Origin of the sequence: Streptomyces sp. NPDC101237 (assembly GCF_044767465.1) — a bacterium.
GTDB lineage: Bacteria > Actinomycetota > Actinomycetes > Streptomycetales > Streptomycetaceae > Streptomyces > Streptomyces gramineus.
In genome coordinates this window covers 1-22,096 of sequence record NZ_JBIWNY010000024.1, presented here as the reverse complement: position 1 = coordinate 22,096, position 22,096 = coordinate 1, and the positions used below count along the sequence as shown (strand labels likewise).

Here is a 22,096-nt window from a genome sequence, read left to right as displayed (position 1 = left end):
GCGTAGGGGAGGCGTGGCGTGAGTGAGCGGCGTGCTGCGCCCACCGTCGGGCAGGTCGTGCTCGGCAAACGGCTGCAGGAGCTCCGGGAGGCCTCCGGCCTCGGCCGTGACGAGGCGGCACGGGTGCTGCGGGTCGCGCAGGCGACCGTACGGCGGATGGAGATGGCCGAGGTCGCGCTGAAGATCCCGTACGTCCAGGTGCTGCTGGAGACGTACGGGGTGCCCGAGGAGGAGCACGCGGCGTTCGTGCGGCTGGCCGAGGAGGCCAACCAGCCGGGCTGGTGGCAGCGGTTCCACGACGTGCTGCCGGACTGGTTCAGCCTGTACGTGAGCCTGGAGGGCGCGGCCCGGGTGGTCCGCTCCTACGAACCGCACTTCTTCCCCGGCCTGTTGCAGACCGAGGCGTACGCGCGGGCCGTGCTGGAGGCCGGGACGATAGGCCACAGCGATCCGTCGGCCGTGGAGCGGCACGTGTCGCTGCGGCTGACCCGGCAGCGCCTGCTGGAGCAGGACGATCCGCCCCACCTGTGGGTGATCATGGACGAGACGGTGCTGCGGCGCCCGGTCGGCGTCCACGACGAGGTGATGCGCGACCAGGTCGACAAGCTTCTCGTGTACTCCCGGCGGGACAGGGTCACGCTCCAGATCGCCGAGTTCGCGAGCGGCCCGCACCCGGGGACGTACGCGCCCTTCACGCTGTTCCGGTTCGCCGAGCCCGAGCTGCCCGACATGGTCTTCACCGAGTACCTGACCGGCGCCCTGTACCTGGACTCCCGCGACGAGGTCGGCGCCCACCTGGAGGTGCTGGACCACATGACGGCCCGGGCCGCGTCGGCGCAGCGCACCGAGGAGCTGCTGCGGGAGTACCGCGACGGCCTGTGAGGCCCGCGCCGGGCCGGACTGGGCCGTTCGGGTGCACCGGTCCGCGACACGTCCGGATGTCCTGGACGGATGACCCGTTCGGATCCTCTGAGCAGGTGCCGTCCGCCGCCCGCCCCTAGCGTCGGAGCGACGGGTGAGCAAGGGAGCTCAGGTGACCGACACGCAGACACCTCCCGGGGATCCCGGTGCGGCGCCGCTCGGTGCCGCCCGGCTCCCGCGCCCCGGCAACCGCTCCCCCCTGGTGCCGGCGGAGGACGTCCGCCTGCCGCGCGTACGGCGGACCGCCGGCACCCCGTAAGAGGCGAAGGAGACTCGATGTCCACGGACGCGGTGTTCTACCAGGCGGCGGCGCTCTGCCTCACCTACCCGGGCGACGACTTCGTCGCCCGGCTGCCGCTGCTGCGTCAAGCCGCGCCGCGGCTGCGGGAGTTCACCGACCACGCGGCGGCGACCCCGCCCCGGGAGCTGGCCGCGCACTACGAGCAGGTCTTCGACTGCGAGAACCGGCGCAGCCTCTACCTCAGCCGGTGGCAGGACGCCGGCGCCCGGCGCCGGGGCATGTCCCTGGTCCGCTTCAAGGAGGTCTACCAGGCGTACGGCATGGAGTTCACCGGCGACGAGCTGCCGGACTTCCTGCCCGCCGTCCTGGAGTTCACGGCCCGCACCGGCAACACGGACCTGCTCACCGAGCACCGTGACTGCCTCGCCCACCTGCGACGCGGACTGGCCGACTTCGGCACCCCCTACGCGAGCGTGCTGACCGCGGTGTGCACGGCCGTGCCGGCCGCGCCCACCGGCACCCGACCGTGAGCGTCCTCCCGCTCGCCGTCGACGACCGGGGGCCGTGCGGGTGCGGCCGGGAACGGCGACGCCGCGCCCCCGGGACGGGAACGCGGCGGCCGAGGCGGGCGGGGCTCAGGCGAGCTTCGCGTCCAGGGTGATGGTGGTACCGGCCAGGGCCTGGCTCACCGGGCAGTTCTTCTTGGCCTCCTCGGCGGCGGCCTTGAAGCCGGCCTCGTCGAGACCGGGGACCTCGCCGACGACGGTCAGCTGGATCCCGGTGATGCCCTCGCCCGGCTGGAAGCCGACGTTGGCGGAGGTCTGCAGGCGGGTGGGCGGGGTGCCGGCCCCGGCCAGGGCGTGCGAGAGGGCCATGGAGAAGCAGCTGGAGTGGGCGGCCGCGATCAGCTCCTCGGGGCTGGTCTTGCCGTTCGCCTCCTGGGAACGCGAGGCCCACGTGACCGGCTGCTCGCCGATACCGGAGGAGTCGAAGGCGATGACGCCGTTGCCCTCAAGAAGGTTGCCTTCCCAGACGGTGTGTGCGGTGCGCGTGGTGGCCACGATTGTTCCTTTCGGCGTACGAAGGCGAAGAACCGGTTTCGCTCGCCCCCATCCGATCACATCCGCACTCAGCGCACGCGGAAGACCGGCCCACGGGGAGTGAACGGCAGGCGACGGCCGTCGGGCACGAGGTAGGCGTGTTCGCGCCGCACCCGCAGCACGTCGCACCAGCCGTCGGTGATGACCAGGACCGGAGCGGACGCCGGGAAGTCGTCCGCGCGCTGTAGCAGGTCGATGCCGGGCTGCAGGACGGTACCGCCGCGCCCCCGCACCCGCACCCGGCCGGCGATCTCGGTCGTCGGCAGGTAGCCCGCGTCGTGCGGGGCGGCGTCGCAGAACACCACGCGGGCCGCCGGCACGTCACGGGCCTCGGCATAGGAGGCGATCGCGCCGAGTGCCTTGCCGAGCAGGGTGCGGTCCATGGAACCGGAGGTGTCCAGGACCACGCCGAAAGTGCAACGGGCCACCTCCTCGGGCGGGTGGTAGCGGCCGGCGCGCGGAATGTCCGGGGTGGACGACTGGCGGCGGGAGGGCCGGGCGTAGGACCGCACCGCCTCGGGCCGGGGCACGAACTCGTCGAACCAGCGGGCCAGTCGCGCGTCCCAGGGCAGCGGCGGATGGCTCAGCGCGCGGATCTCCTCGACGAGGCCGCCGGGCAGGTGTCCGCGGCCCTGCGCCCGGTGCAGCTCAAGGCCCTGGCCGAGGCCCCGGCGGTAGAACTCGTCGAGGTCGACGCGGGCGCCGGGCGGCCCGATCGGCGCGCCCAGCACGTCGCCGCGTCCCTTGCCGCGCAGCGTGGCCAGGCGCCGGAGCCTGCGCAGGTCGGCGGTGATCCGGTCGTACACCTCCTCCGCAGAGAGGTCCTTCAGCTCCGGGTCGTGCAGCAGCCCTTCGGGCATGGTGCCCACCCGCATCTCGACCAGCCAGCCGTTGACGACGTAGTCGCAGGCCACGTTGAAGAGGTACGGGTCGCGGCCGCCGGCCCGGTCGCCGTGGCGCAGGGCGGCGTGCAGCATCTCGTGGGCGAGGACGAACCGCCACTCCTCGTCGTCCAGGGTGCGCAGCGGGTTGACGTAGATCTCGCCGGCCTCGGGGTCGACGGCGGCGATCGCGATGTCGTGGGCGCGGGCCAGTTCGGCGTCGGCGACCAGCCTGACGCCGGCCGCGATGCCGCCGAGCAGCGGGAAGGAGGACACGAACCAGCTCAGCGCCTTCTCCCAGGGGCGCAGCGGGGTCGGCGGCCCGGTCATGGAGGTGCGGCGGCCCCCGGCCAGGTCCATCGCCCGGGACATGGTCCGGGTCAGCGCGTGTGCGAACCCCACCTGCCAGTCGGGGACTTGGCCGGCCCACCGGTTCCAGGACAGCAGCAGCTGGTCGGGCTCGCCGCCGTTGGTGCCGCCGCGCTCGTAGGCCGCCGGGACAGCGCCGGCGCGCCGCCAGCCGGCGGCCAGCCGGTCCTCGTCGCCCTCCGGGTAGGAGGCGGGCAGGTGCTCCGGTGCCTCGCCGACCGGAAAGGTCGCCAGGAAGCGGTTGACGACGGTACAGCGGGCGGCGAGGTCGAAGCGGTCGGGTTCGGTGCGCGGTCCGGTGGCGGCCGGCAGGTGTCCGAAGCCGAGGTGGATCGTGCAGTGGGCCAGCGCCCAGGCCCACTCGGCCGGTTCGGCGCGCCGGGTGGCGTGGGCGTGCAGCACGCCGTTGGAGTCGGCCCGTACCAGGCCCTCGCGGGGCGCCAGTTCGCAGTTCTCGTGCCGGCAGAGGGTGAACTCGACGGCGCGCAGGGCCGGGTTGGTGCGCAGCAGGTCGACGCCGGCCGCGAAGTTCTCCGCGGCCGGGTCCTTCTTCTGTTCCTTCTTGTGTCCCCTGCGGCCGCCGGCACTCACCGCCGGGCCTCCACGAGCCGGGGCATGTCCCGGGCGGCCTCGATCAGGAACCACGAGGGCAGCACGGGGTTGCCGTCGGCGTCGGAGGCGATGACGGTCTGGGCGACCTCGACGGAGATCTCCGCGAGCTGCACGAGCAGCGACTTGGCGCGGTACGCGGTCTGCCGGCCGTTCGCCGACATGTGCTCCTTGGCGGCGGGCAGTTCCTTGACCAGCCGTCCGCGGAACGACTCGGCGAGGTAGTAGAGCAGGTCGCGGTCCTCGATCCGGTGCGGCCAGCCGGCGTCGCCCCGCAGGATCGCCTCGATCCCGAACCGGCTGCGCACGATCTTGACGTATCCGCAGAAGGCGGTCGCGTGGGCCGGGGTGAGCGTGCCGTGCGCGAGGACCTTCAGGGTCCCCTCGTCGAGGTCGCGGCCGAAGGAGTGCAGCGCGTCGGAGAGGATGTGCCAGGAGCGCGGGGTGGAGAACGGCTCCTCGGTCTTCGGCGGCCTGGACCACAGGTGGTCGGTCCGGTCGGTGAGGTGGTCCAGGATCCACGGGTGGATGCCGTTGGCCGCGGCCCAGGCGAGCCAGTCGTGGGCGGAGGCCTCCAGGTGGACGTGGGCCAGCCGGTTGACGAGCGCGGAGGCGAGCGGCCGGGCGAGGGCGTTGTCGGTGGCCCGGTTGCCGGCGCCGATGACGATCGACCCCTTCGGCAGTTCGTAGCTGCCGATGCGGCGGTCCAGGATCAGCGAGTAGAACGCCTTCTGCACGTCGGGCGTGGCCGCGTTCAGTTCGTCGAGGAAGAGGCAGTAAGGCTCGTCCCTGGCGATCGCCTCGGGCGGGCAGAAGACGGACCGTCCGTCGCGGATCTGCGGAACGCCGATCAGGTCCTCGGGCGCCAGCTGTGTGCCGAGCAGGCTCACGCATTCCAGCCCCAGCGACTCGGCGAACTCCCGCACCAGTGAGGACTTGCCGATGCCGGGCGCGCCCCACAGGAACACGGGCCGGACGGTGGCGAGGCCGAGGAGGAGTTCGGGGACCCGGGAGGGCGTGACGGCGACGGTGGCCTGCAAGAGGCGTCTCCTTGGGAGGTGTTCGAGAGGTTCGCGACCCGAACAGTGTGAGCCGGGGCCGGGCCGGGCGCAGCCGATTTATCCGGGGCCGGTCCGAAGCGCCGCACCGGGGGCCGGGGGCCGTGCGACCGCGCCGCGTGGGCGCGAACGATCCCCGCCGGCTCGTGCCGGACGGACTAGGCCGCCGTCTCCTCGCCGGCGGCCACCGGCACCTGCGGTCCGTCCGTCTCCAGCAGCCACCGCCGCAGCACCCCGTGCACCGCCTCGGCGCCCACGAGTTCCTCCCCCTCCGCGACCGGCGCGGAGACGTCCAGCGGCGACAGCAGGAACGGCCTGCCCTGGGCGCCGCCGAGTCCGCCGTGCGAGCCGATCTGCTCCTCGAAGGCGAGCACCTCACCGGACTCCGGGTCGTACCAGGAGTTCACCATGACGTCGGCGGTGTGCGGGAAGGAGTGGGTCCGGCGGACGGCGTCCGCGGCGCCCGGTCCGAACACGGCGAGCGGACCGGTGCCGCCGTCGAGCCGGTCCAGCGGAATCTCCGCTCCGTACGCGCCGAGCAGCACCCCGCCGTGCTCCTCGCTGCGCACCAGCAGGAACCCGATGCCGGGATGGTTGGCCAGGGTGGTGAGCAGCGCCGGGTACCGGGCGTCGATCTCCTCCTTGGTCATGCGGTGCGGCACGTCGGGGAAGGAGACCAGGCCGAGGTTGCCGGAGGCGAGCACCACCGGTTCCGAGCCCGGGGCCGGCCGGTGCTTCTCGCCGCCCTCCTCGACGGGCCTGCGCAGCGCCGCGCGGACGGCGGCCCGCGCCTCGGTGCCGCTGTGGGTGCGCTCGGCCCGGCGCGGGACGTGCAGCCCGCAGCCGGCCCGGACCAGGTCGCCGAGAGTCAGGCCGTACCGGGTCCGGAACGTCTCGCCGGGGCTCTGCCCGTGGTCGGAGAGGACCACGACGCGGTACTGCCGCGGGGCGTGCTCGGCGACCTTCTCGATCAGGGCGAGGGACCGGTCCAGGCGCTGCAGCACCTTGTCGGCGTCGCGGCTGTGCGGGCCCGAGTGGTGGGCGACCTCGTCGTAGGCGACGAGGTCGGCGTAGACGGCGGAGCGGCCGGCGAGCAGGTCGCCCATGACCGCGGCGACGACCACGTCGCGTTCGACGACGGTGGCGAAGGCGCGGACGAGGGGGTAGAGGCCGCCGCGTCCGACGCGGGGCCGCTGCTTGCGCATCCGGGCCGTGACCGACTGGCCGATCTCGCGGCCGGCGTCGGCGAAGAAGGAGAGCGCGGTGCGGACCGCGTTGGCCGGGTCGGAGAAGTAGGCGAAGTACCCGGCGCGGGAACGGTTCTCCCGGCCGCGACGCCGGGCCGCTATGGACAGCACGAGGGCCTGCTCGTCGGCGCCGCCGCTGAAGAGGTTGCCGCGGCTGGCCCCGTCCAGGGTGAGCAGTCCCCCGTCGGCGGTGCGTTCGACGGCGCGGCGCTGGAGTTCTGCGGCGCTGGTCGGCCGGTTGCAGACCATCACCTCCCGGCTGTCCTTCTCGTACCAGCGGAAGGCGGGGACGTCGAAGGTGGAGCCGTGCAGGATGCCCAGCTGGCTGGCGCCGGTCTGGCTGGACCAGTCGGTGCGCCACGGGGTGAGCCGGTGGGTGGAGCCCAGCCAGGCCGCCACCGTCGGCATCAGCCCCCTGGCGACGGCGGCGGTGAGGACGTCGTGGCCGACGCCGTCGAGCTGGAGGAAGACGGTGCCGGGGGTGTCCGGGCACGGCGGCCGGGAGCCGCGGCGGCGGGTGGCCAGGCGGGACAGCCGGCGCCGGTAGGCGTCGTCGTCGCGGACGGCGAGCGCACCGCCGGTCGCGGAGGCGACAGCGGACATCACCGCGGCCACGATCACGGCGGTCTCCGGGGCGGCCTCGCTCTGCCCTGACGGGTTGACCCGCAGGGCGAGCAGCAGCAGGGAGCCGTTGAGGAAGAAGACCAGCAGGCCGAGGACGAGGGCGGGCACCAGCAGCAGGAGCCGTACCAGAAAGGGCCACACGACGGCCGACAGCAGTCCGAAGACGCCGGCGCCGAGCGCCGCGGTCACCGCTATACGGGTGGCGCTGTCACCGTCGGCGGACTGGAGCCGGAAGTCGGGCAGGATCCCGGCGAGGACCAGCATGGTCACGGTGGACACCGCCCACACCGCGACGCTCCGCCCGATCTGACTGACGACCCGCCGCCACCGCACGCCCCACCGACCTCACGTCCGCGACCCGCGTCCGCCGCGGGTCTGCCGGCGCCCACACTGTCACACGGCCGTGGACGCGAGCGGGCTCACCTGCCGTCGTACCCCGCCGTCGGCATGGACAGCCTGCGGTGGACCCGTGCCTTCATCTGGGCGTCGTAGCAGGGCTCGGCCCGTCCCACCGTCTCCACGCGCACGCCGCGCCGCGCGCACTCCGCGGTGAAGTCATCGACCGAGGACAGCGCGCTCTCCAGGACGCGTCTGCTCGGTGCGACGAAGACGTCGAGGCCCGGCCGGACGCCCGCCCACAGGGCGCTGTGGTCGTGCCGCAGCCCGCGGACCAGCAACTCGCGGGCGATGACGTATCCGTGCTCCACCGCCCAGCGCGCGCACATGGCGTGCTGGCTGCGGGAGTCGACCAGGAACGGGTCGATCTCCAGCTCCTCCAGGGGCGTCAGACTCGCGATGGCGGTCACCCGCACGGGCGCGAGCCCGCCGTAGGCACCCCGCGCCTGTCCCATGGCGTCCCCCCTCACCTCCGGGTTTCGCCGCCGACCCTACTCCTGCACGTAGGCTTCGGGGAGTCGCGCGAAGGAGGCAAAGAGGTGCCGGTGGAGATCACCTGGTGGGGCCACGCCACCTGCACGATCGAGGATTCGGGCGTACGACTGCTCACCGATCCTCTGTTCGCGCGCCGGCTCGCGCACCTGCGGCGCCGCCGGGGCGCCCCGCCGCCGGCCGCGGCCCGTCGCGCCGACCTCGTGCTCGTCTCCCACCTGCACGCCGACCACCTGCACGTGCCCTCGCTCGCCGGGCTCGCGCCGGGCACGCGCCTGCTGGTGCCACGGGGCGCACCACGCGCGGTACCCGCGCTCCGCCGGCTGCGGCAGCTGCGGATCACCGAGGTCGGCGTCGGCGACGAGATACCCGTCGGCCCGCTGGTCGTCCGGGTCGTGCCCGCACGTCACGACGGGCGCCGGCTGCCGGTCGGCCCGCACCGCTCCCCCGCGCTCGGATACGTCGTGGAGGGCGCGGCGCGGACGTACTTCGCCGGGGACACCGGGCTGTTCGACGAGATGGCCGCGGCGGTCGGGCCGGTGGACGTGGCCCTGCTGCCGGTCGGCGGCTGGGGGCCGCACCTCGGCGAGGGACACCTGGACGCCGGACGGGCGGCGCGGGCGCTGGCCCTGCTGGAGCCGCGCAGCGCGGTGCCGGTGCACTACGGGACGTACTGGCCGATCGGCATGGACGGGGTGCGCCCGCACGAGTTCCACGCGCCGGGCGACGAGTTCGTGCGCCTGGCGGCGGAGTACGCGCCGGGGGTGTCGGTGCACAGGCTCGGTCACGGGGAGGGTGTGCGGCTGGAGGTCGCGCGATGAGACTGCTGACGGTGATGGCCGCCGCCGGTGCCGCGACGGCCACCTCGTCGCCCTCGTCGACCGAGTCCGCGCAGCAGGCCATCGGCTATCCGACGCTGTTCCTGCTGGTGCTGGTCGGGGCGCTGGTGCCGGTGGTGCCGACGGGGGCGCTGGTCAGCTCGGCGGCGGTGGTGGCCTTCCACCAGACGGCGCCGTTCGCACTGGCGCTGGTGCTGGTGACGGCGTCGCTGGCGGCCTTCCTCGGGGACGCGGCGCTGTACTGGCTGGGGCGGCGCGGGATGCGGTCGAAGAACGGGTCGCGGTGGCTGGCGGCGATCCGGTCGCGGGCGCCGGAGGACCGGCTGGAGCAGGCGCAGGAGAAGCTGGCCGCGCACGGGGTGACGGTGCTGGTGCTGTCGCGGCTGGTGCCGGCCGGGCGGATACCGGTGATGCTGGCGTGCCTGCTGGCGGAGTGGCCGTTCCGGAGCTTCGCGCGGGGCAACGCGCCGGCCTGCGTGGCGTGGGCCGCGACCTACCAGCTGATCGGTATCCTCGGCGGCTCCCTGTTCCCGGAACCGTGGGAGGGCGTGGTCCTCGCGGTCGCGCTGACGGTACTGATCAGCGTGGGCCCGGCACTGTGGCGCCGGGCCCGCTCCACGGCGTGACGGTACGGAGCGGAGCGGGGCCGCCGGGCGCGGGGCCATGACGTCCGGGGCAGCCCGGCCCGGGTCCCAGGGCCCGGGGCCATGGAGTCCGGGGCAGGCGAACGCGGGTTCAGGGGCGCGGCGGCCACCTGGCCCGGGTTCAGGGCGCGGAGCCACCGAGCGCGAGGCCAACGGGCCCAGGGCCCGCGGAGTCCGGGACCGAGGCCGGGCCCGTGAGCGCACGAGCCCACCCGGTCCGGGCCACCGCGCACGGAACCCGAGGTCGCGGTGCGCGGCGCCGTGGTGCGGCCCGGTGCATGGTGCGGGTTCGCTCTCCCCGCCGGGCGGGCGTCAGGACGGGCGGCCGGATGCGACGGGGTGAAGGGCTCTCGACGCGCCCACCGGCAGGTCCCACAGGTCCTCGCGGTCCAGGCCCGCCTTCTGCCAGGCGGCCCGCACCCGCGTCAACGGCTCCAGTACCGGTTCCGCGGACAGGACGAACGTGCCCCAGTGCATCGGGGCCATCCGCCTCGCCCCCACGTCCCGCGTCGCCCGTACCGCCTCCTCCGGATCGAGGTGGACGTCGCTGAGCCACCAGCGGGGGTCGTAGGCGCCGATGGGCATCAGGGCGAGGTCGATGCCGGGGTAGCGGCCGCCGATGCGGGAGAACCAGTGGCCGTACCCCGTGTCACCGGCGAAGTAGACGCGCTGCCCGTCGGCGGCGGTGAGGACCCAGCCGCCCCAGAGGCTGTGGCAGGTGTCGATGAGGCTGCGCTTGGACCAGTGGTGGGCGGGGACGAAGTCGAAGCGGACGCCGGACAGTTCGGCCGCCTCCCACCAGTCCAGCTCGGTGACGGTCGTGAAGCGGCGGCGCCGGAACCAGCGGCCCAGCCCGGCCGGTACGAACACCGGCGTGTCGCGCGGCAGGCGGCGCAGGGTGGGGGCGTCCAGGTGGTCGTAGTGGTTGTGGCTGATGACGACCGCGTCGACCCGCGGCAGGGTCTCCCAGGCCACCCCGACCGGGGTGACCCGGGCCGGGGTGCCGATGATGCGGCGGGACCAGACGGGGTCGGTGAGGACGGTCAGGCCGCCGATCCGGACGATCCAACTGGCGTGTCCCGCCCAGGTGACGGCGACCGTGCCGGTGTCGGTGCGGGGCAGCGGGCCCGGCTCGTAGGGCAGCCGGGGGATGTCGGCGAGGCCGTCGCGCCCGGGGCGGACGGAGCCTTCGCGGGCGAAGCGGGCCATGGCCTTGAGGCCGGGCAGCGGTGCGGTCAGCCGGTCGTGGAAGGTCCGCGGCCAGAACCGGAGTTCGCCCAGCGGACGGGGTTCGGCGAGCGGCGGGACGTCAGGCGTGCCGGGGGCCGGGGCGGTGGCCGTGTCGCCGCGGGCCGTGGTGGCGGGCGTGGTGACGGTGGCCGCGGAGGCGGTCGTGGCGGGGACAGTCGTCGTGGCGGACCCTGTCTCATGCGTCTGCTGCGTCATCGAGGAGGCTCCCATCGCTGAGCGTCGTCGCGGAGATCGTCGAGTACCGACCTCAAGGACATCAACGCGCGTTGCACGTGTGGCAGTTCCAACGGCGCGGGTGACGTGAGGCATTCCAGCCGTTCCGCGTCGCTGCCGCCGAGCAGCGGCCCGGTGGCGAGCCGGACGCGCAGCGCCTGGAGGTCGTCGCCGAACCGGTGGCCGCCGGGTGCGGGCATGCCGAGCCTGGTGGTGAGGAAGTCCTCCAACTCCTGTGCGTCGCCGACCCCCTGGGCGCCGAGCGGTCCCCGCAGGGGTTCCAGGTCGGCGTACAGGTGCCGGCCGGCCTGCGGGGGCCGGGCCAGTCCGCCGCCGTCGACGACAGCGCTGTGCAGGGCGGCGGCCACGCGCGCGTGCAGGCGTACGACGGCCTCCCGGTGGGCGGTGACCGGTTCGGGCTCGTCGAGCGCGTGGGCGGCCGCGGCGGCGACCGGTCCGGCGAGGCGGGCGCCGAGCGCGGTGAGGACGTCGAGCACGCGCGCGTGCAGGGCCGTTCCGGCCTCGCCCGCGGGGAACCGGGCGACGGCGGCGGTCCAGCCGGCCGGCAGCAGGGCGCCGGCGAGATCGGTGACGACGGTGACCCGGTCCGGGACCATCTCGGCGGGGCTGAGCAGCACGGTGGCGTGCGGGGCGTGCAGGGTGTCCCGCCAGGTCTCGTCGCTGACCAGGTGGAGTCCCTCGCCGGTGGCCGCCTCGACGGTCGCGTGCAGCAGCTCGGGCGGAGCGACGGTCGCGGTCGGGTCGTCGGCGACGGAGAGCACCAGGAGCCGGGGGTCGCCGCCCTCGTCCCGCACCCGGCGGACGGTCTCCAGCAGCGCGTACGGGTCGGGGACGCCCCCGGACTCGGCCGGTGTCGGCACGTGGAAGACGGGCCGTCCAAGGAGCCGGGCGTACGGCGCCCACCAGGCGGCGCAGGGACGTGGCACCAGGACGTCGCCGCCGCGTGCGGCGGTGAGCGCCAGCAGCAGGGCGGGGGCGCCGGGTCCGGCGGCGGCCAGGCCCGGCGCGGTGGTCAGCCCGCGCCGCTCCCAGTAGCCGCGGGCCGCGTCCAGCAGCGCGGGACCGCCGCCGACCGGCTCCTCCGCGCCCCGGTCGGCGGCGGCGGCCAGCGCGGCGGAGAGGGCGGGCAGGACGGGCAGTCCGTCGTCGGGCAGCGGCGGCCCGTAGCGGACGGGTCCGTGGCCCCGCGCGGGCGTGTCCCGGACCGGCCCCTGGCCCTCGGGATCCGTCCGCCGCATGTGCGCCTCCGCGCAGTCCGTGGTGCCGTGTGCCGTCCGGTCCTGGCCGTGCTCCTCGCCGGGTGCCGGGTCCGGTGGCCGGGTGGTCGCCGGGGAGTACCCGCGGGCGGCGGTCTCTTCCGCCCGGGCGCTCGTCCCGCCGGTTCGCGCGTCCCACCGGTTCGCGCGTCCCACCGGCGCGTGTCCGCCCGCGGGTTCATCCGCCCGCGCGCGGCCTTCCGCCGGACAGCCGGTAGAGCGCGCCGCCGCAGGCGGCCGCGATCAGTACGGCGCCCGCGGCCAGCGCGGGAACCGAGTCCGTGAAGGTGCCGCCCTCGCCGGCCTCCACGCCGTGTTCCACGGTCGGCGGGGCGTCGGCGCAGGGGCCGGAGTAGCCGGTGGCGCCGGAACCGGTGGATCCGTAGGAGTGGGAGGAGCCGCAGTCGCGGCCGCCGGAGTCCCCGCGGCCCCCGACCTCACCCCGCCCGCCCGTGCCGTCGTCACCCCGCCCGCCCGTGCCGTCGTCACCCCGGCCGCCCGTGGTGTCGTCTCCCCGGCCGCCGGCATGGGTGTCGCCCCGGCCGCCGGTGCCCGCGTCGCCCCGGGCGGCCGCTCCGCCGCCGTCGTCACCCCGCGCGCCCGTGCCGCCCTCGCCGTAGGGACCGGTGGCGTCCTCGCCGCGCGGGACGGTGGTCCCGTCGTCGCCTCGGGGGATGGTGCCGTCGTCCCCCGGCAGGACCACGCCGTCGCCCTCCCGGACCGGCCCGGCCACGCCCCCGGCCCCGGCCCCGGCCCCGGCCCCGGCCGGGCAGTCCGCGGCGCCGGGCACGCAGGTCAGGGAGACGGTGGACGCGGGGCTCGGCGGGACGGCGGACGCGGCCACGGCGGCCGTGCCGGCGACGCCGAACGCGGCACCCGAGAGGACGGCGACGGACAGGGCGCGGGCGGTACGGCGCATGGGGTGCTCCTCGGAACTGCGGCTGCGGGGACACGCGGCTGGTGCCCCCGCAGCCATCACAGCCCGCCGCACGCACCGCCGCGCGCGGCCGACCCCCATTCGCGGGACACGCCGACCCCGTTCGGGTGACGGAACGGGCTGTTCCCGGCGTGTCGGCCCCTCGTAACCGGGTACGCGTCCCGCACTCCAGAAGCAGCAAGCAGCAGGGAGTCAGCCGCGCACGGCTGGAAGACCGAGGAAGCGAGGAGTGAGCGTCATGCGTATCGCGTTTCTGACCGCGCCCGAGGGCGTCGAGCAGGTGGAGCTGACCGAGCCGTGGAAGGCCGTCGCCGACGCCGGGCACGAACCGGTGCTGGTGTCGACGGAGCCGGGACGGGTCCAGGGCTTCGACCACCTCGACAAGGCCGACACGTTTCCCGTGGACGAGGTGGTCGGCGACGTCTCGGCGGACGCGTTCGGGGCGCTGGTGCTGCCCGGCGGGGTCGCCAATCCGGACCTCCTGCGCACGGACGACCAGGCCGTGGCCTTCGTGAAGGGCTTCTTCGAGGCCGGCCTGCCGGTGGCGGCGATCTGCCACGCGCCGTGGACGCTGATCGAGGCCGACGTCGTGCGCGGCCGGACCCTGACGTCCTGGCCGAGCCTGCGGACCGACATCCGCAACGCGGGCGGCACCTGGGTGGACGAGCAGGTCCAGGTCTGCGGGGCCGGTCCCAACACGCTGGTCACCAGTCGCAGGCCGGACGACCTGAAGGCCTTCTGCGGAGCGTTCCTCGACACCCTCGGCGGGGCCTGAGCCCCGTCGGGCGCCCGGCCCCGGCCGGGGCGGTCCGTCTCAGCCCGCGGAGGCGCGCGGTGTCGCCGCCTCCGCGCAGCCGCGCTCCCGGGCGCCCTCGCGGGTGCGGCCGGCGGCGACGATGCGGCGCGGGTTGCGGCGCAGGTACTCCCCCTCCAACTGGGCCATGCGCTCGTTGTGGGCGCGCAGCGCGTCGTTGGAGCCGTACAGCAGGGTGTCGTGGCGTGTCCGGTGGATGGTCTCCAGCTCCTTCATGAGCTGCTGGTCGTCCAGCCGGCTGGGGTCGACTCCGGTCATGGTGGTACCCCGCTCGTCATGTCCGTCCCGGCGGTCCGGATCCCTGCATCCACTGTACGAAGGTCCGGGCCGCCGGGCCTGTCTGGAGGGCGGGGGGCCTAGCGGGCGCGCTCCACCCGGCGCTCGTCCCACACCGGCTCCGGGGTCTCGCGGACCCGCCCGTCGGTGCCGAAGACCAGGTAGCGGTCGAAGGCGCGGGCGAACCAGCGGTCGTGGGTGACGGCGAGGACCGTGCCGTCGAAGGCCTCCAGGCCTTCCTGGAGCGCTTCCGCGGACTCCAGGTCGAGGTTGTCCGTCGGCTCGTCGAGCAGCAGGGCCGTGACACCTTGCAGCTCCAGCAGGAGGATCTGGAACCGGGCCTGCTGGCCGCCGGAGAGCCGCTCGAAGGTCTGCTCGGCCTGGTGGGTCAGCTCGTAGCGGCGCAGCCGGGACATCGCGGCGCCCCGGTCCTGGGAGTGTTCCGTCCACAGGATGTCCAGCAGGGTGCGGCCCTGCAGCTCGGGGTGGGCATGGGTCTGGGCGAAGTGCCCGGGCACCACGCGCGCGCCCAGCTTCCACAGCCCCGTGTGGGTCACGTCCTCGCCGGCCAGCAGCCGCAGGAAGTGCGACTTGCCGGAGCCGTTCGAGCCGAGGACGGCGACCCGTTCGCCGTAGAAGACCTCCAGGTCGAAGGGTTTCATCAGGCCGGTCAGTTCGAGTCCCTCGCAGGTCACGGCCCGGACGCCGGTACGGCCGCCGCGCAGCCGCATCCTGATGTCCTGGTCCCGCGGCGGCTCCGGCGGCGGGCCGGCCTCCTCGAACTTGCGCAGCCGGGTCTGCGCGGCCGCGTACCGGGAGGCCATCTCGTGGGAGACGGCGGCGGCCTGACGGAGGTTCAGCACCAGCTTCTTCAGCTGGGCGTGCTTCTCGTCCCAGCGACGGCGCAGTTCCTCGAAGCGCGCGAAGCGCTCGCGGCGGGCCTCGTGATAGGTGGCGAAGCCGCCGCCGTGCACCCAGGCGTCGGCTCCGGTCGGCGAGGGTTCCACGGAGACGATCTTCTCGGCGGCGCGGGCGAGGAGTTCCCGGTCGTGCGAGACGAACAGGACCGTCTTGCGGGTCTCCGCCAGCTGCGCCTCCAGCCAGCGCTTGCCGGGCACGTCGAGGTAGTTGTCCGGCTCGTCCAGCAGCAGCACCTCGTCGGTGCCGCGGAACAGGGCCTCCAGCACCAGCCGCTTCTGCTCGCCGCCGGAGAGGGTGCGCACCTGCCGCCACTGGGCCTTGTCGTAGGGCATGCCGAGCGCGGCCGTCGTGCACATGTCCCAGAGCGTCTCGTGCTCGTAGCCGCGCACCTCGGCCCAGTCGGCCAGGGCCTGCGCGTAGCGGAGCTGGGCGGCCTCGTCGTCGACGGTCATGATGCCGTGCTCGGCCCGGTCCACGGCCCGCGCGGCCTCCCGGATGCCGGGCGGCGCGACCGACACCAGCAGGTCGCGCACGGTGGTCTCGTCCCGTACGGAGCCGACGAACTGGCGCATCACGCCGAGGCCGCCGCTCACGGTGACGGTGCCGCCGTGCGGCTTCAGCTCACCGGAGATCAGCCGCAGCAGGGTGGTCTTGCCGGCGCCGTTGGGTCCCACGAGGGCGACGGCCGCGCCCTCGCCGACCCGGAAGGAGACATCGCCGAGCAGCGCCCTCCCGTCGGGGAGGTAGTACTCGAGGTGCGCGGCTTCCAGATGTCCCATGGTCAGGGATTCTGCGCGGAGTCCCCGGCCGGGGGCAAACCGATATCGACCCGCCGTCCTCGGCCGCGGGACCGGCGGGGGCCGGTCGCGCGGTTCCCCGCGCCTCCGAAGGGGCGCGGGAACCGCGGTCACTCCACCGCCGAGTCCACCGGCTCCCCGGCCGGTCCGCTCTCCCCCGTCGGCTCCACCACCGCGCCCTCCCAGGACAGCGCCTTCCAGCCGTCGTCCGGTGAGCCCTCCAGGACGACGACGCCGGTGTTGCCGAGGGGTCGGGCGGCGGCGTAGGCGACGTCGACGTTGTCGGCGCGAGCCGCCGTCCACAGGCGGATCGCGGCGCCGTGGCTGATCAGGGCGACGGTCCGGGCCCCGCTCGCCGCGGCCTCGGCGACCACCGCGTCGTAGCGGTCCAGCGTCTCGGCCCCGGTCTCGCCGCCGGGCATGCGCAGCGCGGTGTCGCCGGCCGCCCACGCGAACACGGTCCGCATGTACTCCTGGCCGCGCTCGGTGTGCCCGGGCAGGAGTTCCAGGTCGCCGGCGGAGACCTCGCGGATGCCGTCGCGGACGATCGGGGTGAGGCCGCGGGCGGCGGCCAGCGGAGCGGCGGTGAGCCGGGTGCGGGTCAGCGTGGAGACGTAGAGGCGTTCGATGTCCTCGTCGGCGAGGGCCGCGGGCAGGGCCGCCGCCTGCTGTTCGCCGAGCGCGGTCAGCCCGGGACCCGGTACGCCGGTGTCGAGCAGGAAGTCGACGTTGGTCGGGGTCTGCCCGTGGCGTACGAGGAGCAGGCGCATCCGGGAGGTTCCTCTCACTCGACCGCACCGGGGACCGGCAGGAAACGGCCACTTCAGGGTAACCGGACCCGCATGAGCCCTGATGTTGACCTGACCGCCCTCAAGCCGGGCCGGCACGCGCTGCGCGACCGGCTGCTCTCGCTGGACCTGAAGCTGTTCGAGGTGGCGGCCCAGCGGAACTGGCCGTTCGCCGAGCCGGTGCTGCCCCGGCTGAGCCGCAGCGCCAACCACGGCGTGCTGTGGTTCGCGACGGCGGCCGCGGTGGCGGCGTCCCGCACGCCCCGGGCCCGCCGGGCCGCCGTCCGCGGCCTGGCCTCGCTGTCCCTCGCCTCCGCGACCATCAACACCATCGGCAAGCGCTCGGTGCGCCGGAACCGCCCCGCCCTGGACCCGGTGCCGGCCGTCCGGCACCTGAAGCGGCAGCCGATCACGACCTCCTTCCCCTCCGGTCACGCCGCGTCGGCGGCGGCGTTCGCGGCCGGGGTCGCCCTGGAGTCCCCGGGGTGGGGCGCGGTGGTGGCACCGGTGGCGTTCTCCGTGGCGATGTCCCGGGTCTACACGGGCGTCCATTTCCCGAGCGACGTGGTGGCGGGCGCGGCCCTGGGCGTGGGTGCCGCGTTCGTCGTGCGGCGGCTGGTGCCGACGCGGGCGCAGATCGGGCCGCCGCCCAAGCCCCGTGCCGACGCGCCCGCGCTGCCCGACGGGGAGGGCCTCGTGGTGGTGGCCAACCGTGCTTCGGGCAGTTCGGACCGGGTCCGGGCGCTGCGCGACGAGTTGCCGAAGGCCGAGCTGGTGGAGTGCGAACCGGAGGAGGTGACCGCCGAGCTGGAGAAGGCGGCGCTGCGGGCGCAGGCGCTCGGTGTGTGCGGCGGCGACGGCACCGTGAACGTGGCCGCGCGGACCGCGCTGCACCACGGATTGCCGCTCGCGGTGCTGCCCGGCGGCACCCTCAACCACTTCGCGTACGACCTGAGCGTGGAGGACGGCCGGGGCCTTGGCCGCGCGGTGCGCGAGGGCGAGGCGGTCCGGGTGGACGTGGGGCGCTTCACCAGCGACGACCGGGAGGGCATCTTCCTCAACACGCTGAGTCTCGGCGTGTATCCGGAGCTGGTGCGCGAGCGGGAGCAGTGGGCGCACCGCATCGGCGGCCGGGCCGCCGAGGTGCTGGCGGCGGTGCGGGTGCTGCGCACCGACCGGCATCCGCTGGAGGTCGAGGTCGGCGGCTCGTCGCACCCGTTGTGGCTGCTGTTCGTCGGCAACTGCGTCTACCACCGGATGGGCGTGACCCCGGGCCGCCGTACCGACCTGGCGGACGGGCTGCTGGACGTGCGGGTGGTGCACGGCGGACGGCATCCGGCGCTGCGCCTGCTGTCGGCGGCCGTCGCGGGCGCGCTGAGCCGGTCCCCCGCGCACGCGGAGGTACGGGTGCGCCGGCTGCGGCTCACCGGCCTCAAGACCGGTACCCCGCTGGCGTACGACGGTGAGGTCGTCGACGTGAAGGGCGAGGTGCGGGTGGACAAGCTGCCGGCGGCGCTGACCGTCTACCGGCCGCACTGACGACCTGTCAGTCCACATCGTAAAACACGGGTCTCATCATTCGGCATGCGCGCGTAGCGTTGCGGACACCGCGGGGCGGGGCCGGCCGGTCCCGTCCGCCTGGTGTGGAGCAAAGGGGCTGAGCCATGTCGCAACCGCAGGAGACCGCCGTGTACACGCATGGGCACCACGAGTCGGTGCTGCGTTCGCACACCTGGCGGACGGCCGCCAACTCCGCCGCCTACCTGCTCGGTTCGCTCAAGCCCCACATGCGGATCCTGGACATCGGCTGCGGGCCGGGCACGATCACCGCCGACCTCGCGGCGCTGGTCCCCGAGGGCCGGGTCACCGGCGCCGACCACGCGCCGGGCATCCTGGACCAGGCCCGCAGGACCGCGGACGAACGCGGTCTGACGAACGTGGACTTCACGGTCGCCGACGTGCACGCGCTGGACTATCCGGACGACACCTTCTGCGTGGTCCACGCGCACCAGGTGCTCCAGCACGTGGGCGACCCGGTGCGGGCGCTGCGCGAGATGCGCCGGGTCACCAAGCCGGGCGGCTTCATCGCCGTACGGGACTCGGACTACTCGGCGATGACCTGGTACCCGGAGGTGCGAGGGCTGGACGACTGGCGGGAGCTGTACCTGCGGGTGGCCCGGGCCAACGGCGGCGAGCCGGACGCCGGGCGGCGGCTGAAGTCCTGGGCGCTGGCCGCGGGGCTCACCGACATCACCGCCACCTCCGGCACCTGGACGTACAGCACGGCCGAGGAGCGGGCCTGGTGGGGCGGGCTGTGGGCGGACCGGACGGTCGCCTCGGCCTACGCCGAGCGGGCCGTCGAGGGCGGCCACGCGACCGCCGGTCAGCTGCGGGCCGTCGCGGAGGCCTGGCGCACCTGGGCGGCGCAGGACGACGGCTGGTTCGCCGTCCTGCACGGGGAGCTGCTCTGCCGCACGTGAGACCGGGCCGTGGAGAGGGCCCTGCCGCCGTCTCCACGACCCGCCCGCGGGTTCAGGCGCGTACGACGTCGCCGGTGAACGAGTAGGCCGCCCAGGGTCCGCTGAGTTCCACGCGCACGCCCGGCGCCTCCAGCTTCGTACGGTCCACCAGTTCCACGAACTCCTCGCAGTCGGCGCGCGCCACCAGGTAGGCCGCGTCGAGCAGGCGCCGTCCGGGGGCCTCGCCGCCCGCACCGGCAGGCGACGGGTGCAGCCGGGAGTCGTCGGCGTGCCGGCGCAGCCGCTCGTGCAGGACGCGGGCGAACTCCTCGCCGGGCGCCGGCTCCGACGGCCCGGTCCGCGGGCCGGGCGGTCCCGCGAACAGCGTGACGCCCCACTCGACCTTGCCGTCGAGCCGGTCGAGGGCGTGCAGGATGTCGGCCTCGTGGGCCTCCATCATGGTCCGTACGGCGCTGTCGTCCCGGAAGACCGTGCCCGGCGGCAGCGGCAGCGGTGTGGTGACCGTGGTGAGCGCGTCGACCACGCCCTGGTGGGCGCGGGCGGTCGCGGCCCGCCAGTCCCGGTCCGCCATGTGGTCCCGCAGGGGCGCCTCGGCGAAGTCGCCCTCCGGGACCGTGCTGACGACGGCGATCAGCCCGTGGTGCCTGAGCAGTCCGGGCGGGACGCCCGCCACCCCGGTGAGCTGGGCCTGCAGGGCCGCGGCGAAGGGGCGGCAGACGGCGTACACGTATCTGAGTCCGGTCTGTCCTGCCATGGTCCCTCCTCCCGTCGATGGTGCGGGCCGGGCCGCCGGCACCGCGGCCGGCTCGGTGCCGCCGGTCATCGCACGACCGCCTCCTCGACGAGCAGCCGGCTCGCCGCCGTGATCGCGTCGGCGTCGATGCCGGCCGCGTGCAGCTGCTGGTCGGGCGCGGCCGAGCCGGGCATGGTCCGCACGGCGAGCCGGACCAGGCGAGGTACCGGACGGCCGTCCGCGAACGCCTCGGCGACCGCGTCGCCGAGGCCGCCCTCCTCGTGGTGGTCCTCGACGGTGAGCAGGCAGCCGGTCTCCTCCGCGGCCCGCCGCAGGGTCTCCCGGTCGACGGGCTTGACGGAGTACAGGTCCACGACCCGGACGCGGATGCCGTCCTCGGCGAGCGCGTCGGCGGCCTTCAGCGCCTCGTGCAGGGTGACCCCGGCGGCGACCACGGTCAGCCGGTCCGCGTCGGAGGAGCGCAGCACCTTGGCGCCGCCCACCGGGAACTCCTCGTCCGGTCCGTAGATCACCGGGTGCGCGCCGCGCGAGGTGCGCAGGTAGCGGATGCCTTCGAGGCCGGCCATGGTGACGACGAGCCGGGCGGTCTGGTTGGCGTCGCAGGGGTACAGCACGGTCGAGTCGTACACCGAGCGGAACATCGCCAGGTCCTCCAGGCCCATCTGGGAGGGTCCGTCCTGGCCGATGGCGACGCCCGCGTGCGAGCCGACCAGGTTGATCCCGCTGCCGCTGATCGCGGCCATGCGGACGAAGTCGTGGGCCCGGGTGAGGAACGCGGCGAACGTGGCCGCGTACGGCATCCAGCCGCGGGTGGCCATGCCGACCGCGCCCGCGACGAGTTGCTGCTCCGCGATGTAGAACTCGAAGTAGCGGTCGGGGTGTTCCTTGCCGAAGAACTCGGTGCGGGTGGAGTCGCCGACCTCGCCGTCCAGGGCCACGACGTCGGCGCGGGCGGAGCCGAGCGCGGCCAGCGCCTCGCCGAAGGCGTCACGGGTGGGCACCTCGTCGCCGAGGTCGTAGCGCGGGAGTTCCAGCGCGCCGGTGGGGACGGAGTGCAGGGCGCGGGCGGCGGGCGGCTCCTGCACGTGGAGGCGGATGTTCCGCGTCCCGCCCAGCTCGGCGATGGCCTCCTCGGGGTCGGGCAGCGGCTTGCCGTGCATGCCCTCGCGGTCCTCGACGGAGGCGACGCCGCGGCCCTTGCGGGTGCGGGCCAGGACCACCGTGGGCTGTCCCACCCGGGACGTGGCCTCGGCGAAGGCACGGTCGACGGCGTCCACGTCGTGGCCGTCCACCTGCACGGCGTGCCAGCCGAAGGCCTCGAAGCGGCGGGCGTAGGCGTCCAGGTCGTGGCCGTGCCGGGTGGGGCCGCGCTGGCCGAGCCGGTTGACGTCGACGATCGCGATGAGGTTGTCGAGGTGCTCGTACCCGGCGTGCTCGGCGGCCTCCCACACGGATCCCTCGGCCAGCTCGCTGTCCCCGCACAGCACCCAGACACGGTACGGGCCGTGCTCCAGCCGCTTGCCGGACAGGGCGATGCCGACGCCGACCGGCAGGCCCTGGCCGAGGGAGCCGGTGGCGGTCTCGACCCAGGGCAGCCGGCGCGGGGTGGGGTGGCCTTCCAGGTGCGAGCCGAGCTGTCGGAAGGTGAGCAGTTCGGCGTCCTCGATGGCGCCGACCGCCCTGTAGGCGGAGTACAGCAGGGGTGAGGCGTGTCCCTTGGAGAGGATGAGGCGGTCGTTGCCGGGGTGGGCGGGCCGGTCGAAGTCGTACCGCAGGTGCCGGGCGAGCAGGACGGCCATCAGGTCGGCCGCGGACATCGACGAGGTCGGATGCCCGGACTCGGCCGCGGCGGCCGCCCGCACGCTGTCCACGCGCAACTGCTGGGCGAGTTCGACGAGTTCGGCGGTGTTCATGAGACTCCTTCGAAGGGAGTGTCCGTAGCGGGTTCCGGGGTCGCGGCGGCTGTGGCGGGCCCGTGTCCGTGGCACCGGCGGTCACGGTCCGGAGCCGGCGTCTCACACTGCGCCGCCCGGGGCCGCGTCCGGGTCCGGTGGCCTCCCAGGCAACCGTAGGCGGGCGGACCGCAGGCCGCCCGCCGAGGACGTGCCGCACGGAGTGCACCGGGCCGTGGGGCCGGCCGCGCGTCGGGCGCGGCCGGCCGCACGGG

The 22,096-nt window shown here is 74.8% G+C and carries 21 protein-coding genes; 8 read left to right on the top strand and 13 right to left on the bottom strand.

All coding sequences use genetic code 11. From position 1 onward, the window contains the following. Positions 1-18 precede the first annotated feature (18 nt). The 3 genes from ACIRQ9_RS30385 to narJ all read left to right on the top strand — a co-directional run bounded on the left by ACIRQ9_RS30385 (position 19) and on the right by narJ (position 1,692). Positions 19-882, top strand: a complete 864-nt coding sequence (locus ACIRQ9_RS30385) for a helix-turn-helix domain-containing protein (RefSeq protein WP_404180457.1) — start codon at positions 19-21, stop codon at positions 880-882. Positions 883-1,033: 151 nt separating this feature from the next. Further along, entirely contained in the window at positions 1,034-1,180 is a 147-nt protein-coding gene (locus tag ACIRQ9_RS30380) for a hypothetical protein (protein WP_404180454.1), read from the top strand. Between the two features lie 17 nt (positions 1,181-1,197). After that, on the top strand, positions 1,198-1,692 hold the full coding sequence (gene narJ, locus ACIRQ9_RS30375) for a nitrate reductase molybdenum cofactor assembly chaperone (RefSeq protein ID WP_404180451.1): 495 nt from the start codon (positions 1,198-1,200) through the stop codon (positions 1,690-1,692). Between the two features lie 105 nt (positions 1,693-1,797). On the opposite strand, the gene ACIRQ9_RS30370 is transcribed toward narJ, so the two are convergent. From ACIRQ9_RS30370 to ACIRQ9_RS30350, 5 genes are all read right to left on the bottom strand, one after another. Further along, entirely contained in the window at positions 1,798-2,223 is a 426-nt protein-coding gene (locus tag ACIRQ9_RS30370; RefSeq protein WP_404180448.1) for an OsmC family protein, read from the bottom strand. A 68-nt stretch (positions 2,224-2,291) separates the two neighbouring features. Then, entirely contained in the window at positions 2,292-4,103 is a 1,812-nt protein-coding gene (locus ACIRQ9_RS30365) for a hypothetical protein (protein WP_404180445.1), read from the bottom strand. Beyond that, on the bottom strand, positions 4,100-5,161 hold the full coding sequence (locus tag ACIRQ9_RS30360) for an ATP-binding protein (protein WP_404180442.1): 1,062 nt from the start codon (positions 5,159-5,161) through the stop codon (positions 4,100-4,102). Before ACIRQ9_RS30360 ends, ACIRQ9_RS30365 begins: the two co-directional genes overlap by 4 nt. Before the next feature lie 176 nt (positions 5,162-5,337). Continuing rightward, entirely contained in the window at positions 5,338-7,338 is a 2,001-nt protein-coding gene (locus tag ACIRQ9_RS30355; RefSeq protein ID WP_404180677.1) for a phage holin family protein, read from the bottom strand. A 131-nt stretch (positions 7,339-7,469) separates the two neighbouring features. Beyond that, positions 7,470-7,901, bottom strand: a complete 432-nt coding sequence (locus ACIRQ9_RS30350) for a hypothetical protein (RefSeq protein ID WP_404180439.1) — start codon at positions 7,899-7,901, stop codon at positions 7,470-7,472. An 84-nt stretch (positions 7,902-7,985) separates the two neighbouring features. Here ACIRQ9_RS30350 and ACIRQ9_RS30345 point away from each other — a divergent pair, with 84 nt between their 5' ends. Both ACIRQ9_RS30345 and ACIRQ9_RS30340 read left to right on the top strand, forming a co-directional pair. After that, the gene (locus ACIRQ9_RS30345; RefSeq protein WP_404180436.1) at positions 7,986-8,759 is read left to right on the top strand and encodes an MBL fold metallo-hydrolase; all 774 of its coding nucleotides are present in this window, start codon (positions 7,986-7,988) and stop codon (positions 8,757-8,759) included. A gap of 14 nt (positions 8,760-8,773) precedes the next feature. Next, on the top strand, positions 8,774-9,403 hold the full coding sequence (locus ACIRQ9_RS30340; RefSeq protein WP_404180674.1) for a DedA family protein: 630 nt from the start codon (positions 8,774-8,776) through the stop codon (positions 9,401-9,403). Between the two features lie 330 nt (positions 9,404-9,733). On the opposite strand, the gene ACIRQ9_RS30335 is transcribed toward ACIRQ9_RS30340, so the two are convergent. The 3 genes from ACIRQ9_RS30335 to ACIRQ9_RS30325 form a co-directional block, all read right to left on the bottom strand. Further along, a complete protein-coding gene (locus tag ACIRQ9_RS30335) occupies positions 9,734-10,867 on the bottom strand; it encodes an MBL fold metallo-hydrolase (protein WP_404180433.1) in 1,134 nt (377 codons plus the stop codon). Continuing rightward, positions 10,864-12,144 (bottom strand): aminotransferase class I/II-fold pyridoxal phosphate-dependent enzyme, encoded by a 1,281-nt coding sequence (locus ACIRQ9_RS30330; protein ID WP_404180671.1) that lies wholly within the window; start codon positions 12,142-12,144, stop codon positions 10,864-10,866. Before ACIRQ9_RS30330 ends, ACIRQ9_RS30335 begins: the two co-directional genes overlap by 4 nt. A 196-nt stretch (positions 12,145-12,340) precedes the next feature. Further along, positions 12,341-13,081, bottom strand: coding sequence for a hypothetical protein (locus ACIRQ9_RS30325; RefSeq protein WP_404180430.1), 741 nt, complete (start codon positions 13,079-13,081; stop codon positions 12,341-12,343). Between the two features lie 256 nt (positions 13,082-13,337). On the opposite strand from ACIRQ9_RS30325, the gene ACIRQ9_RS30320 reads away from it, so the two are divergent. Continuing rightward, positions 13,338-13,874 carry a type 1 glutamine amidotransferase domain-containing protein gene (locus tag ACIRQ9_RS30320; RefSeq protein ID WP_404180427.1) on the top strand — a complete coding sequence of 179 codons (537 nt, stop codon included), beginning with the start codon at positions 13,338-13,340 and terminating at the stop codon, positions 13,872-13,874. Between the two features lie 39 nt (positions 13,875-13,913). Here the strand turns inward: ACIRQ9_RS30320 and ACIRQ9_RS30315 are convergent, their stop codons facing one another. From ACIRQ9_RS30315 to ACIRQ9_RS30305, 3 genes are all read right to left on the bottom strand, one after another. Further along, positions 13,914-14,171 carry a DUF6158 family protein gene (locus ACIRQ9_RS30315; RefSeq protein ID WP_351937663.1) on the bottom strand — a complete coding sequence of 86 codons (258 nt, stop codon included), beginning with the start codon at positions 14,169-14,171 and terminating at the stop codon, positions 13,914-13,916. Positions 14,172-14,269: 98 nt separating this feature from the next. After that, complete coding sequence (locus ACIRQ9_RS30310; RefSeq protein WP_404180424.1) at positions 14,270-15,889, bottom strand: ABC-F family ATP-binding cassette domain-containing protein; 1,620 nt, start codon at positions 15,887-15,889, stop codon at positions 14,270-14,272. A 128-nt stretch (positions 15,890-16,017) separates the two neighbouring features. Continuing rightward, positions 16,018-16,677, bottom strand: coding sequence for a histidine phosphatase family protein (locus ACIRQ9_RS30305; protein WP_404180421.1), 660 nt, complete (start codon positions 16,675-16,677; stop codon positions 16,018-16,020). A 72-nt stretch (positions 16,678-16,749) separates the two neighbouring features. Here ACIRQ9_RS30305 and ACIRQ9_RS30300 point away from each other — a divergent pair, with 72 nt between their 5' ends. Both ACIRQ9_RS30300 and ACIRQ9_RS30295 read left to right on the top strand, forming a co-directional pair. Continuing rightward, entirely contained in the window at positions 16,750-18,234 is a 1,485-nt protein-coding gene (locus ACIRQ9_RS30300; protein ID WP_404180418.1) for a bifunctional phosphatase PAP2/diacylglycerol kinase family protein, read from the top strand. A 125-nt stretch (positions 18,235-18,359) separates the two neighbouring features. Then, on the top strand, positions 18,360-19,175 hold the full coding sequence (locus tag ACIRQ9_RS30295; RefSeq protein WP_404180415.1) for a class I SAM-dependent methyltransferase: 816 nt from the start codon (positions 18,360-18,362) through the stop codon (positions 19,173-19,175). Between the two features lie 52 nt (positions 19,176-19,227). Here ACIRQ9_RS30295 and ACIRQ9_RS30290 read toward each other — a convergent pair whose 3' ends face one another. Beyond that, positions 19,228-19,929, bottom strand: a complete 702-nt coding sequence (locus tag ACIRQ9_RS30290; protein ID WP_404180412.1) for a GvpL/GvpF family gas vesicle protein — start codon at positions 19,927-19,929, stop codon at positions 19,228-19,230. A gap of 65 nt (positions 19,930-19,994) precedes the next feature. After that, positions 19,995-21,842 (bottom strand): transketolase, encoded by a 1,848-nt coding sequence (locus tag ACIRQ9_RS30285; RefSeq protein WP_404180409.1) that lies wholly within the window; start codon positions 21,840-21,842, stop codon positions 19,995-19,997. Between the last annotated feature and the right edge of the window lie 254 nt (positions 21,843-22,096).